This is a genomic window from Streptomyces sp. NPDC001880, from assembly GCF_053594575.1.
Window position 1 is genome coordinate 109,555 of record NZ_JBSFET010000006.1, and the last position, 13,065, is coordinate 122,619.

Sequence of the window (13,065 nt, forward strand, 5' to 3'; positions counted from 1 at the left end):
GACGGCCCGCTTCTCGCTCCGTCTCCCCTCACCTTGGCTCGTCACGGTGCGTAGCGAAAGAGGTGCGCTCCGGAAGTCGCCGGTTTGAGCTACGGAGATATCCACAACGTTGGGGTTGTCCACAGTTTTCGAGCAAGATCCACGCGATTTTCCGAAGCGCTGCACGGTGATTCCAGCCGCGAAGTCCGCGGGGTGTGGAATCGCTGGTCCCGGAACGCTCCGGGATCAACGCGATCCGCGATGAAGGTGCAGTGAGAAGGGGGCGGAGATCGTGGCCGAGCTCATCGCACGGGATCCTCTGCCGGCCGCCGGAGCGCGGGGCGGACCGCTGATCGTGACCGAGGATGTGGAACTGCTCGACGATCTGCTGCGGCTGTGTGCGGCCGCTGGAGCGGAACCGGAAGTTCATCACTCGCTGCCCGAAAACAGAGGCAGTTGGGAGCAGGCCCCCATGGTTCTGGTGGGCGACGATGCCGCCCAGAGATGTCGGGGGGCGGTGCGCAGGCGGGGCGTGATGCTCGTCGGCCGGGATCAGGACGCCCCGGACGTCTGGCGCCACGCTGTGGAGATCGGGGCCGAATATGTGCTGAGGCTGCCTGATTCGGAGAGCTGGCTCGTCGATCAGATCGCCAATGCGTCGGAAGGCGTGGGCCGGCCGGCGCTCACCGTGGGTGTGATCGGCGGCCGGGGCGGCTCCGGCGCGTCCACGCTGGCCTGCGCCCTCGCGGTGACCGCGGCCAGGGCAGGACAGCGGACCATGCTGATCGACGGCGATCCGCTCGGCGGCGGCATCGACGTGCTGCTCGGCGGTGAAAGGGCCGAGGGGATGCGATGGCCGGATTTCGCCCATTCCAAGGGGCGGGTCGGCGGAGGCGCGCTGGAGGAATCACTTCCGGCGCTCCACGGGCTGCGGGTGCTCAGCTGGGGCCGCGACGACTGGGTGGTCATCCCGCCGCAGGCCATACGGGCTGTGCTGGCTGCCGCACGCAGGCTCGGCGGGGTGGTGGTCGTCGATCTGCCGCGCCGGGTCGACGAATCGGTGGCCGAGGCGCTCGCACAACTGGATCTCGGGTTGTTGGTGGTCCCGGGAGAGCTTCGCGCGGTCGCGGCGGCGAAGCGTGTGGCGTCGATGGCCGGGATGGTCCTGGACGATCTGCGGGTGGTGTCCCGCGGGCCGTACGCGGCGGGCCTCGACGAACGGTGGGTGGCAGAGGCGCTGGGGCTGCCGCTTGCCGGTGAACTCCCGCTCGACGCCGGGCTTTCGGTCGCCGAGGACGGTGGCACGCCGCCGGGTGGCAGTGCGCGCGGTCCGCTGGGCAGGTTCTGCGCAGCGTTCTGGGAGCGGGCACTCGCACCGGAGGGTGTGGGGGCACGCGCCGGTGGAGGTGCGTCATGACGGAGACGCTGCTCGATGCCGTACGGCAGCGGCTCGCGCAGAGCGGCACGGCACCGACCCCGGCCGGGGTGGCGGCCGCGCTGCGGGCCCAGGGGCGGCTGCTCGGAGACACCGAAGTGCTGGGTGCAGCCGATGAGTTGCGTGGCGAGCTGGTCGGGACCGGGGTGCTGGAGCCGCTGCTCGCCGATCCGATGGTGACGGATGTGCTGGTCTCCGCGCCGGACCGGGTGTGGGTGGACCGGGGCGGCGGCCTCGAACTCACCGGGGTGACCTTCGCGGACGCCGCCGCGGTGCGCAGGCTGGCACAGCGGCTGGCCGCCGTGGCGGGGAGACGGCTGGACGACGCCCGCCCCTGGGTGGACGCGAGGCTCCCGGACGGCACCCGCATGCATGCTGTGTTGCCGCCGGTGTCCGTCGGCTCGACGTGTCTGTCGCTGCGGGTCGTGCGGCCCAGGGCCTTCTCGCTGACGGAGCTGGTTGCGGCGGGGACGGTGCCGCCCGGTGGTGACCGGGTGCTGCGGGCCCTGGTGGAGGCCCGGGTCTCGTACCTGATCAGCGGGGGGACGGGTGCCGGCAAGACGACTCTTCTGTCGAGTCTGCTGGGTGCGGTCGGGAAGCGCGAGCGGATCGTGCTCGCCGAGGACTCAGCGGAGCTGCGGCCGGACCATCCCCATGTGGTGCGCCTGGAGTCGCGCCCCGCCAACCAGGAGGGGGCGGGCCGGGTGACGCTCCGGGACCTGGTGCGGCAGGCGCTGCGGATGCGGCCCGATCGGCTGGTGGTCGGGGAGGTGCGCGGCGCCGAGGTCACTGAGCTCCTGGCCGCGCTGAACACCGGCCACGAAGGCGGGTGCGGGACGGTTCACGCCAATGCGGCCGAGCATGTACCGGCCCGTCTGGAGGCGCTGGGGACGGCGGCGGGGCTGGACCGGACGGCGCTGCACAGCCAGTTGGCGGCCGCGCTGTCGGTGGTGGTCCATCTCGTGCGGGACCGGGCCGGACAGCGGCGCATCGCCGAGGTGCAGGTCCTGGAGCGGGACGCGGCAGGGCTGGTGGTGACCGTGCCCGCGCTGCGCTGGGGCGCCGAAGGATTCGTGCGGGAACGGGGCTGGGAGCGGCTGCGATCACTGATCGGGGGTGCGCTGTGACCGGGGGTGCGCCGACGGGGTTGTCGGCGGGCGTGAGCTGCGCGGTGGTCCTGTGTGTCGGGGCGGCGGCCTGGCTGATGGCGGCGCAGGACCACGGGCGACGGAGGGCCCGGGTGCTGTTTGTCGACGAGGTGGATCGGTCGCCGCTGCGTGTCCGCTGGGAACGGGCCGGGGCGCGGGTGCGGGAGCGAGTGTGGGAGCGGCGGGAGTGGCTCTGCCTCCCGGTGGCGGTGCTCGTCGCTGCGTTGGGGGAGTCGGTGCTGCCCCTGTTGGCCGGGGCGGTGGCGGTGCCGCTGGTGCGGCGGTGGCTGCGGAGGAGCGCCCAGGGCAAGGAGCGGGAACGCCGGGCTGCCGGGGTGGTGGCGCTGTGCGGTGCCGTCGTGGGTGAGTTGCGGGCCGGACACGAACCGGGCCAGGCGCTGCTCGTCGCCGTCCGCGGCACCGGGGTGATGGGGGCGGCGGAGGCTGGTGTGTCTGCAGCGGCGCGATTCGGTGGCGATGTGCCGGGGGCGCTCCGGCAGGCGGCACGGGAGCCGGGCCTGGACGGGCTCGCCGGGGTGGCGGCCTGCTGGCGGGTGGCGGCCGACGGCGGGGCCGGGCTCGCGGCGGGGCTGGACCGCCTGGAGGGCGCGTTGCGGGCTGAGCGGCGCAGACGGGAGGAGTTGCGGGCCCAGTTGGCGGGCGCCTGGTCGACGGTGGCCGTACTGGCTCTGCTCCCGGTGCTGGGCCTGGGGCTGGGGGCGGCGCTCGGGGCCGACCCGTTGAGGGTGCTGCTGCACACGCCGGCCGGGCTGGTCTGCCTGGCGACGGGCGGACTGCTGGAGGCGGCCGGGCTGTACTGGGCCGGCCGGATCGTACGGGCGGGGGAGGCGGCATGAGCGGGGTCACCGGCGAAGCCGTCCACCGGGTGGCGGCAGTGTGCACGGTGCTGAGCGTGGTCGCCGGTACGGCCTTTGCCCTGGCGGGAGTACGGCGGAGGCGGACCGTGCGTCGCCGGGGCGCGATGCTGCTGGAGATCGGCGTCCAGAAGCGTCGGCGGGGGCAGAGGCGCGGCTGTGGGCAGGGCCTTGGGCACCCGGCAACCGGTGTCCGGGCGAAGGAGTGGATCGCATCGGTGGGTGCTGTGGCGGCGAGCTGGGTCCTGGTCGGCGGCCTGCCGGGGTGCGCGACGGGGCTGGCGGCGGCGTACGGCGCCTGGAGGTGGCAGCGGGCCCGACGCAGACCCGAACCGGGGCTCGGGCAGGCGGAGATGGCGGAGGCCGCACGTCAGCTCCCGCTGGCGGCCGATCTGTTGGCGGCCTGCATCTCGGCCGGGGCCGGGCCCCGGGAGGCGGCAGAGGCGGTGGGGGAGTCGCTCGGCGGACCGGTCGGCGTGCGTCTGGCGCGGACGGCCGCGGAGATCCGTCTCGGTGGTGAACCTGCGGCAGCCTGGGGGCGGTTCGGGGAGATACCGGGTGCCAGCGCGCTGGCCCGCTGCCTGGACCGGGCCGGGGCGACGGGAGCCCCGGCGGCGGAGCCGGTGGCGCGGCTGGCCGAGGCGATGCGGGCGGAGCGTGCGAGTGCGGCCGTGGCGCGCGCCCAGCGGGCAGGGGTGGCGGTCACTGCCCCCGTCGGACTCTGTTTTCTGCCCGCATTCCTGATGGTCGGGGTGGCACCGGTGGTGGTCGGTCTGGCGACCGGACTGCTTCGCATCGGGTAACCGAAAAAGTATGAGTAAAACCATTCAGTATGAATTAGGAATTCCGCGGGGGTTGGAATGGTACGGCGAATCAAGGACTGGGTGCGTGGCATGGCAGGCCGAGTCCGCTCGGACAACGGAATGACGACTTCCGAATACGCGGTGGGGACGATCGCGGCCTGTGCATTCGCGGCGGTGCTCTACAAGGTGGTCACCAGCCAGCCGGTCATGTCCGCGCTGCAGTCACTGTTGAAAGACGCGCTCGATGCGAAGTTCTGAGCGCGGGAGAAATGGGGGAAGCGGGGGAGCCGGGGCCCGAGGGGATCAGGGCGCGGTGACAGCGGAAGCGGCCATGGCGATTCCGGTGCTGGTGGTGTTCGCCCTGACGTTGGTGTGGGCGCTGATGGCCGCCTCCGCCCAGATCCGGTGTGTGGACGCGGCGAGGGCAGGGGCGAGAGCGGCGGCCCGTTCCGAGCCGGAGGCGCAGGTGCTGGAGGCCGCCCGTTCGGCGGCACCCGGCGGGGCCGAAGTCGCGATGGAACGGACCGGGGAGCTGTGGCGGGTACGGGTGGCGGCGTCGATGCCGGGGCCGGGACCACTGGCCTTGAAGCTTCACGCGGAGGCGGCGGCACTGGCCGAGGACACGGTGGGGGTGACGCAATGACCGGGGCGCACCGGAAGTGGCGTACTGCCGCCCTTGCTCGCCTGCGCGGGAGCGGTGGGCCGGGGGACGGGGACAGGGGCCTGGCCACGGTGTGGGCAGCGATGACCACGGCCACGTTGTGCGCGGTGTTCGCGGTTGTGCTGGCCCTCGGGCAGGTGGTGGTTGTTCGGCACCGGGCGGGCGGTGCGGCGGACCTGGCAGCCCTGGCGGCCGCCGACCGGGCCCTGCAAGGCCCTGGGGCGGCATGCGGGGCCGCCGGGAAGGTGGCCGCGGCGCAGGGGGCTGTGGTGGTCCGGTGTGCGGTGAGTGGGGAGGTCGCCGATGTGACGGCCCGGGTGAGTTTCGGTCCGTACGAACCGGCGGTCAGGTCCAGGGCCGGCCCTCCGGAGGCTCTTCCCGGTCCTCCCGGGCCGGCACCTGTGCCCCGGCCTGGCGTGTCCGGGCCGCCTGCGACTGGGCCTCTCCAGCTCCGGCCTCCTGTGTCCGGGCCGCCTGCGACTGGGCCTCTCCAGCCCCGGCCTCCTACGCCTCCGGCGGATCCGCCGGGCCGGGATCCCCGGCTGCCTCAGGCGCAGAGCGCAGGAGTTCGGTGAGGAGGCGCACGGCACCGCGCTTGTGCAGTGGTTCGTTGCCGTTGCCGCACTTGGGGGACTGGACGCAGGACGGGCAGCCCGCCTCGCATTCGCAGGACGCGATGGCCTGGCGGGTGGCGGTCAGCCACGCACGGGCGGTGTGGAAGGCACGCTCGGCGAACCCGGCACCGCCCGGGTGGCCGTCGTACACGAAGACCGTGGGCAGCAGGGTGTCCGGGTGCAACGGCACGGAGACGCCGCCGATGTCCCACCGGTCGCAGGTGGCGAAGAGCGGCAGCATCCCGATCGACGCGTGCTCCGCGGCGTGCAGGGTGCCGCCCAGGATCTCCGGGTTGATGCGGGCGGCGTCGAGCTGGTCCTCGGTGACCGTCCACCAGACGGCGCGGGTGCGCAGGGTGCGGGGCGGCAGGTCCAGCTTGGTCTCGCCGAGGACCTCACCGCTGATCAGCCTGCGACGCAGGAAGGAGACGACCTGGCTGGTGACCTCCACCGAGCCGTAGCAGAGGCGCCCGTCCCCCCACGGGATCTCGGTGTCGGTCTCCAGCACGGCGATGGAGGTGGTGTCGCGTGCGGTGGTCGAGTACGGCGGGACGGCCTCCTCGACCAGGGCCACCGAGTCCTCCAGATCCAGCCTCCGGACCAGGTAGGTGCGGCCCTGATGCAGGTGGACGGCGCCCTCGTGGACGGCGGTGTGCGCGGCCGCCTCGTCGACGGTGCCCAGCAGCCGGCCGGTGCCCTCCTCGACGATCTGGACGGGGCGGCCGCCCTCGCCACGGATGTCGGTGAGATCGGCGGCGCGCTCGCGGCGGGTCCAGTGCCAGCCCGATGGCCGCTTGCGCAGCAGTTTCGCGGCTTCCAGCTGCGGCAGCAGTTCGGCCATGGCCGGGCCGAAGAGCTCCTGGTCCGGATCGGTGAGGGGGAGCTCGGCGGCGGCGGCGCACAGATGAGGGGCGAGGACGTATGGATTGTCCGGGTCGAGGACGGTCGACTCCACGGGCTGCTGGAACAGCGCCTCGGGATGGTGGACGAGGAAGGTGTCCAGCGGGTCGTCGCGGGCCACCAGGACGGCCAGTGCACCCTGGCCGGAGCGCCCGGCGCGGCCCGCCTGCTGCCACAGCGACGCCCTGGTGCCGGGGTAGCCGGCGATGACGACGGCATCCAGGCCGGAGACATCGATGCCGAGTTCGAGGGCGGTGGTGGCGGCCAGTCCGAGCAGTTGCCCGGAGTGCAGGGCGCGCTCCAGGGCGCGGCGTTCCTCGGGCAGGTAGCCCCCGCGGTAGGCGGCGACCCGGGCCGGCAGGGAGCGGTCCACCTCGGCAAGGCGCTCCTTGGCGATGACGGAGATCAGCTCGGCACCGCGCCGGGAACGTACGAAGGCGACCGAGCGGACGCCCTGGACGGTGAGATCGGTGAGGAGGTCGGCGGTCTCGGCGGTGGCGGTGCGCCGGACCGGGGCGCCCTTCTCGCCGTGCAGATCGGTCAGGGGCGGCTCCCACAGCGCGAAGACCAGCTCGCCCCGGGGCGAGGAGTCGTCGGCGACCTCCTTGACCGGGAGACCGGTGAGACGGCCGGCCGCGACGGAGGGTTCCGCCGCGGTGGCGGAGGCGAGGAGAAAGACCGGATCGGCGCCGTAACGGGCGCACAGGCGGCGGAGGCGGCGTACCACCTGGGCGACGTGGGAGCCGAAGACACCGCGGTAGGTGTGGCACTCGTCGATGACGACGTAGCGCAGGGCGCGCAGGAAGGAGGACCAGCGGGGGTGGGACGGGAGTATCCCGCGGTGCAGCATGTCGGGGTTGGTCAGGACGTAGTTGGCGTACTGACGCACCCACTCGCGTTCCTCGACCGGGGTGTCGCCGTCGTAGACCGCGGGCCGGACGGCGCTGCCGAGCGGAGCGGCGAGCTGCTTCACGGCACGCCTCTGATCGGCGGCCAGGGCCTTGGTGGGTGCCAGGTACAGGGCGGTGGCGCCGCGGCCGTTCGGGGCCTCGGAGCCGTCGAGCAGGGCGCTGAGGACCGGGGCGAGGTAGGCGAGCGACTTGCCGGACGCCGTGCCGGTGGCGATGACCACGGACTCGCCGTCCAGCGCGTGCTCGGCGGCGGCCGCCTGGTGCACCCACGGATGGCCGATTCCGGCCTTCTGGATCGCGGCGACGACTTCCGGCCGGATGCGATCAGGCCAAATGGCATGGGTTCCCGCGCGCGGGGGCATGTGCTCCGTATGAGTGATGCGCGCGGACCGGCCCGCCACTGCGGCGAGCCGGTCGAGGACCATGGCGGGAGAGGGGCTGGACTCGCTGTTCCCGGGTGGTCGACTGGGGCGGTGATTCTTGGCCATCGGCACCGAGTGTGTCACTGGCATGACGGACAATGGTCCCAAGGCGTCGTGCATGGCTGCTGGTAAGTGATTGAATGCCATCGCGGCTGGCGATCCGTTCCCTGGCTCCGCCGGGGAGACTGAGGGGCGACCGCTCGATAGCAAGGTGCTGGAGGATCCGTGGACCTGTCCTTGTCGACTCGCAATGTGTCCGGCCCTGGTGGCGACCGTACGGTCGTCGAGGTCGGTGGCGAGATTGATGTGTATACCGCGCCCAAGCTGCGCGAGCAGTTGGTCGAGTTGGTGAATGACGGCAGCTACCACCTGGTTGTCGACATGGAAGGCGTGGACTTCCTCGACTCGACCGGCCTCGGCGTGCTCGTGGGCGGCCTGAAGCGTGTCCGGGCCCATGAGGGCTCGCTGCGCCTGGTCTGCAACCAGGAGCGCATTCTCAAGATCTTCCGGATCACTGGTCTGACCAAGGTGTTCCCCATTCACACCACGGTCGACGAGGCCGTCGCGGCCACCGACTGACGGTCGGCCCAAGGCCGGTCCGCCGGTCGGATCGGCCGAAGGCCGGTTCGGTCGCAGCCCGGCGCACCCGCTGCCCGCAGGGCGGCAGGTGCGACGCGTGGCCGTACCTGGCTGGCATGCCGTGAGGTACGCCGATCGGCCGGTCGGAACAGTGGACCGGCCGGGCGATCGGAGGCCTGGGAGCCGGATGTCCGGCGCCCCGAGCGGCTGGACAACCGGGCCGGCCGGAGTTGGACGGAACGTCGGCCAGTCGGCCGACGAGCCGTTCGGCAGCCGGCCAGTGGTCCGTCGCTCTGCCGTTCGAGGGCCGTGCCGTCCGTCGACCAAGTCGGCTCCGGTCGGTTTTTCCGGCGGGACACGCGCGGCAAACGGACACGCGCGGCGAACGGCTACGAAAGACGAGCCGTCGGCCCGGAAGAAGAGAAAAAGACAGCAGGGACACCGGGCAGCGTGCCCGGGCCCCTGGGATGCACGCCCGTACGTCTGAGGGGGATCGCATGACCACCGTTGAACTCCGCTTCAGCGCCCAGCCCGAACACGTCAGGACGGCCCGCCTCGTGGCGGCCGCCGTGGCGCGCCGGGCAGGGGTCGACGAAGCCGTGCTCGACGAGGTCAGACTCGCAGTCGGTGAGGCCTGCAGCCGTGCAGTCGGGCTGCACCGCAGCCATGGCATCACCGCTCCCGTCTCCGTCGCCCTGATCGAGGAGGAGAAGTCCTTCTCCGCCGAGGTCGGCGACGAGGTCCCCGGACCGGGGGACGATCCCGCTCTCGGTGGACCGGCCGTGGCCTCCGCGACACGCGGCGCCACGCCCGGCGCGGGGCTCGATGAGCCGGATCACGAAAGTGACGCGGACGGCGAGGACGAGATGGGCCTCGCGGTCATCAGTGGCCTCGTCGACGATGTGGAAGTCAGATCGGGAGCCAATGGCGGAGTGATCCGTATGAGCTGGCCGAAGACGCCCGCGACAGTGCTGCCGTGACGATGCTCCCCGGGCACCCCTTGCCCTTCTGAAGGCTCCTGCGAGGTGCCCCGGGCGTCGCGGGCGCCCCAGGCACCCGGGGTTCCTTCCCCGATCCGTTTCTTGATCCGCCTTTTGAGGCCCTGCCGAGCAGGGCCTTATTCATTTATGTGTGATCATTTATGTGGGATCGTTGATCTGCGGAAAATGCGCCTGCCCCATTACTGCATTCGGGTTGATCCGGGGCTTCGATCATTTGCCGATCGGCTGGTGAAGGTCAATTGCATTTATGGCACACTGTTTTGATCGGCTTCCGCTCCCTACAATCCGTCCACGTCTTGAGCGCTGAGCGTCAAGGAGGACGTATGGCGGAGTTCTTCAACACCCCACTGGCAGGACCCGCACAAGATTCCGCATTTTCCGCACCTTCCGGCCGATCCGCTTCTCTGGCGGCCGCGGTTCTCACCGATGACAATCGCGTCATCGTGATCGTCATCGCGGTCGTCGCCGTCGCCGCCCTGATCGTCGCCAGACTGCTGGTGCGCCAGGTGCTGGCGGCCGGCGAGGGCACCGACCGCATGAAGGAGATCGCGGCAGCCGTACAGGAAGGCGCGAATGCCTATCTGGCTCGGCAGTTGCGCACCGTCGGCATCTTTGCCGCTGTGGTCTTCTTCCTGCTTCTGCTGCTGCCGGCCGACAACTGGTCGCAACGCGTCGGCCGTTCGTTGTTCTTCCTGGTGGGTGCGCTTTTCTCGGCGACCACCGGATACATCGGGATGCGGCTCGCGGTACGCAGTAATGTCCGTGTGGCCGCTGCTGCGCGTGAGGCGACTCCGGCAGACGGTGAGCCGGAAAAAGATCTCACCGCTGTTTCGCACAAAGCGATGAAGATCGCTTTTCGTACCGGTGGCGTGGTCGGCATGATCACTGTGGGCCTCGGCTTGCTCGGCGCGTCCTGTGTCGTGCTCGTCTACGCTGCCGACGCCCCGAAGGTGCTGGAGGGCTTCGGCCTCGGTGCCGCGCTGATCGCCATGTTCATGAGGGTCGGCGGTGGCATCTTCACCAAGGCGGCGGACGTCGGCGCCGACCTCGTCGGCAAGGTCGAGCAGGGCATCCCCGAGGACGACCCGCGCAACGCGGCCACCATCGCCGACAACGTGGGCGACAACGTCGGTGACTGCGCCGGAATGGCGGCCGACCTCTTCGAGTCGTATGCCGTGACGCTCGTCGCCGCGCTCATCCTCGGCAAGGCCGCCTTCGGCGACGCCGGGCTGGCCTTCCCGCTGATCGTTCCGGCGATCGGTGTGATCACCGCGATGATCGGGATCTTCGCGGTCGCCCCGCGGCGCGCCGACCGCAGCGGTATGACCGCCATCAACCGCGGATTCTTCATCTCCGCGGTGATCTCGCTGGTGCTGGTGGCCGTGGGTGTCTTCGCCTATCTGCCGTCCTCGTACGCGGATCTGGACGGGGTCACCGACGGCGCCATCACCTCGCACGGCGGTGACCCGCGGATCTTCGCCCTGGTCGCCGTGGCCATCGGTATCGTGCTGGCCGCCCTGATCCAGCAGCTGACCGGTTACTTCACCGAGACCGGCCGGCGTCCCGTCAAGGACATCGGCAAGTCCTCGTTGACCGGTCCGGCCACCGTCGTACTCGCCGGTATCTCCATCGGTCTGGAGTCCGCCGTCTACACGGCGCTGCTGATCGGCCTGGGCGTCTACGGGGCGTTCCTGCTCGGCGGTACGTCGATCATGCTGGCGCTCTTCGCGGTGGCCCTGGCGGGGACCGGGCTGCTCACCACTGTCGGTGTCATCGTCGCCATGGACACCTTCGGCCCGGTCTCGGACAACGCGCAGGGCATCGCCGAGATGTCCGGTGATGTCACGGGCGCCGGTGCGCAGGTCCTCACCGACCTGGACGCCGTCGGCAACACCACCAAGGCCATCACCAAGGGCATCGCCATCGCCACCGCCGTCCTGGCGGCGTCGGCGCTCTTCGGTTCGTACCGCGACGCGATCGCCACGGCGGTCGGCGAGGTCGGTGCCAAGGCCGGGGAGATGACGCTCAGCCTGGACATCTCGCAGCCCAACAACCTGGTGGGCCTGATCCTCGGTGCCGCGGTCGTCTTCCTCTTCTCCGGTCTCGCCATCAACGCGGTGTCGCGGTCGGCCGGGGCCGTGGTCTACGAGGTGCGGCGGCAGTTCCGCGAGCACCCCGGGATCATGGACCACAGCGAGAAGCCGGAGTACGGGCGCGTGGTCGACATCTGCACCAAGGACGCCCTGCGCGAGCTCGCCACGCCCGGCCTGCTGGCTGTCATGGCGCCCATCGCCGTCGGCTTCACGCTCGGTGTCGGAGCGCTCGGGTCCTATCTCGCGGGTGCCATCGGGACCGGCACCCTGATGGCGGTATTCCTCGCCAACTCGGGTGGCGCGTGGGACAACGCCAAGAAGCTCGTCGAGGACGGTCATCACGGCGGCAAGGGCAGCGAGGCCCATGCCGCGACCGTCATCGGCGACACGGTCGGTGACCCGTTCAAGGACACGGCGGGGCCGGCGATCAACCCGCTGCTCAAGGTGATGAACCTGGTCGCCCTGCTCATCGCCCCGGCGGTGGTGCAGTTCAGCCACGGGCAGGACGCGAGTGCCGGCGTGCGCGCCGTGGTGGCGGTGCTGGCCGTCGCGGTCATCGTCGGCGCGGTCTACGTCTCCAAGAGGCGCGGAATCGCCGTGAGCGACGGGGAAGACCCCGGCGACGGGGACGGAGAGGGGGACCGGCCGGCCAAGTCGCCGGGCCAGGCGGCCCTTTCGTGACACCGCGGCCGGGGCGGGTTGCCGGTGCATGGCCGGCCTCGGCCCAATGACGGGGCGGGCGGCGCAGTCTGATGCACCGCCCGTCCCGTCGCATCTCGGCCGACGCGCCGGTCCACTGCCGGCCTGTCGCCGATCTGACATCCGTTCGCGTGATTGCTCGTTCAGATGTTCCCGACTTCCGGGGGTTGTGTGGGTGAGTTGTATCTCCCTCATTTCCCTTGGTGCAAATGGCTGCAAAAGGTAACTCATCGGACGCCCGGCACCCGGACGGAGGGCGCTCGCCGTGTAAGTTCCGGGGCCGAGAGCCTTGGAAGGGACCGATCCGGTGAACAAGAAGCTTGCGGCCGCGCTGTCCGGTGGTGCGGTACTGGTACTTACGCTGTCGGGCTGCAGCGACGACAGCGACAAGGTGAACGACTGGGCCAAGAAGGTCTGCGACCAGGTGCAGCCCCAGCTCCAGAAGATCGCGAACGCCAACGCCGCCATCCAGCAGCAGACCGCCGACAACAGCAAGCCCGCCGATGTCCAGAAGACCGACTCGGCCGCCTTCCAGCAGATCTCGGAGGCGTACAAGGCGCTGGGTGCGGCGGTCGAATCCGCGGGCCCGCCGCCGGTCGACGACGCTGAGGCCACGCAGAAGGAGGCCGTGAAGGAGCTCGAAGCGTCCTCCGCGGCGTACGCGAACCTGCAGAAGAAGGTCGACGCCCTCGAAACGAAGGACCAGGCGAAGTTCGCCGACGGGCTCAAGGGCATCGCGGACGAGCTGAACAAGATCAGCACCAGTGGTGACGAGGCGTTGAAGAAGCTTCAGTCCGGCGAGGTCGGCACCGCGATGGCGAAGCAGAAGGGCTGCCAGAAGCCGACGGCCTCGGTGCCGCCGAAGTCCACCACGTCGCCGTCCACGGCGCCTTCCGCCTCGCCCAGCAAGAAGTCGTGACCGGGCGGCGGCAGCAGCAGCGGTTG

General features: G+C 71.0%; 12 protein-coding genes. 11 read left to right on the top strand and 1 reads right to left on the bottom strand.

The features are described 5' to 3' along the window. Positions 1-334 precede the first annotated feature (334 nt). From ssd to ACWCQ6_RS05880, 7 genes are read left to right on the top strand one after another with little or no spacing between them, the layout of a single operon-like run. The gene (gene ssd / locus ACWCQ6_RS05850) at positions 335-1,396 is read left to right on the top strand and encodes a septum site-determining protein Ssd (protein ID WP_451085911.1); all 1,062 of its coding nucleotides are present in this window, start codon (positions 335-337) and stop codon (positions 1,394-1,396) included. Then, a complete protein-coding gene (locus tag ACWCQ6_RS05855) occupies positions 1,393-2,541 on the top strand; it encodes a TadA family conjugal transfer-associated ATPase (protein ID WP_451085802.1) in 1,149 nt (382 codons plus the stop codon). Before ssd ends, ACWCQ6_RS05855 begins: the two co-directional genes overlap by 4 nt. Next, complete coding sequence (locus ACWCQ6_RS05860) at positions 2,538-3,419, top strand: type II secretion system F family protein (RefSeq protein ID WP_451085804.1); 882 nt, start codon at positions 2,538-2,540, stop codon at positions 3,417-3,419. Before ACWCQ6_RS05855 ends, ACWCQ6_RS05860 begins: the two co-directional genes overlap by 4 nt. Continuing rightward, a complete protein-coding gene (locus ACWCQ6_RS05865) occupies positions 3,416-4,240 on the top strand; it encodes a type II secretion system F family protein (protein ID WP_451085806.1) in 825 nt (274 codons plus the stop codon). The genes ACWCQ6_RS05860 and ACWCQ6_RS05865 overlap by 4 nt, the downstream gene beginning before the upstream one ends. A gap of 57 nt (positions 4,241-4,297) precedes the next feature. Continuing rightward, on the top strand, positions 4,298-4,498 hold the full coding sequence (locus tag ACWCQ6_RS05870) for a DUF4244 domain-containing protein (RefSeq protein WP_451085808.1): 201 nt from the start codon (positions 4,298-4,300) through the stop codon (positions 4,496-4,498). Beyond that, entirely contained in the window at positions 4,485-4,883 is a 399-nt protein-coding gene (locus tag ACWCQ6_RS05875; protein WP_451085810.1) for a TadE family type IV pilus minor pilin, read from the top strand. The genes ACWCQ6_RS05870 and ACWCQ6_RS05875 overlap by 14 nt, the downstream gene beginning before the upstream one ends. Next, entirely contained in the window at positions 4,880-5,476 is a 597-nt protein-coding gene (locus tag ACWCQ6_RS05880; protein ID WP_451085812.1) for an Rv3654c family TadE-like protein, read from the top strand. Before ACWCQ6_RS05875 ends, ACWCQ6_RS05880 begins: the two co-directional genes overlap by 4 nt. Here ACWCQ6_RS05880 and ACWCQ6_RS05885 read toward each other — a convergent pair. Next, positions 5,406-7,895 carry a DEAD/DEAH box helicase gene (locus ACWCQ6_RS05885; RefSeq protein ID WP_451085814.1) on the bottom strand — a complete coding sequence of 830 codons (2,490 nt, stop codon included), beginning with the start codon at positions 7,893-7,895 and terminating at the stop codon, positions 5,406-5,408. The two genes, ACWCQ6_RS05880 and ACWCQ6_RS05885, sit on opposite strands and share 71 nt — an antisense overlap. A gap of 78 nt (positions 7,896-7,973) precedes the next feature. Here ACWCQ6_RS05885 and ACWCQ6_RS05890 point away from each other — a divergent pair, with 78 nt between their 5' ends. The 4 genes from ACWCQ6_RS05890 to ACWCQ6_RS05905 all read left to right on the top strand — a co-directional run bounded on the left by ACWCQ6_RS05890 (position 7,974) and on the right by ACWCQ6_RS05905 (position 13,039). Next, the gene (locus ACWCQ6_RS05890; protein ID WP_003967428.1) at positions 7,974-8,327 is read left to right on the top strand and encodes an STAS domain-containing protein; all 354 of its coding nucleotides are present in this window, start codon (positions 7,974-7,976) and stop codon (positions 8,325-8,327) included. A gap of 497 nt (positions 8,328-8,824) precedes the next feature. Continuing rightward, complete coding sequence (locus tag ACWCQ6_RS05895; protein ID WP_451085816.1) at positions 8,825-9,307, top strand: ATP-binding protein; 483 nt, start codon at positions 8,825-8,827, stop codon at positions 9,305-9,307. 344 nt (positions 9,308-9,651) lie between these two features. Further along, positions 9,652-12,102, top strand: a complete 2,451-nt coding sequence (locus ACWCQ6_RS05900) for a sodium-translocating pyrophosphatase (protein ID WP_451085818.1) — start codon at positions 9,652-9,654, stop codon at positions 12,100-12,102. Positions 12,103-12,427: 325 nt separating this feature from the next. Continuing rightward, entirely contained in the window at positions 12,428-13,039 is a 612-nt protein-coding gene (locus ACWCQ6_RS05905) for a small secreted protein (RefSeq protein ID WP_451085820.1), read from the top strand. Positions 13,040-13,065 lie beyond the last annotated feature (26 nt).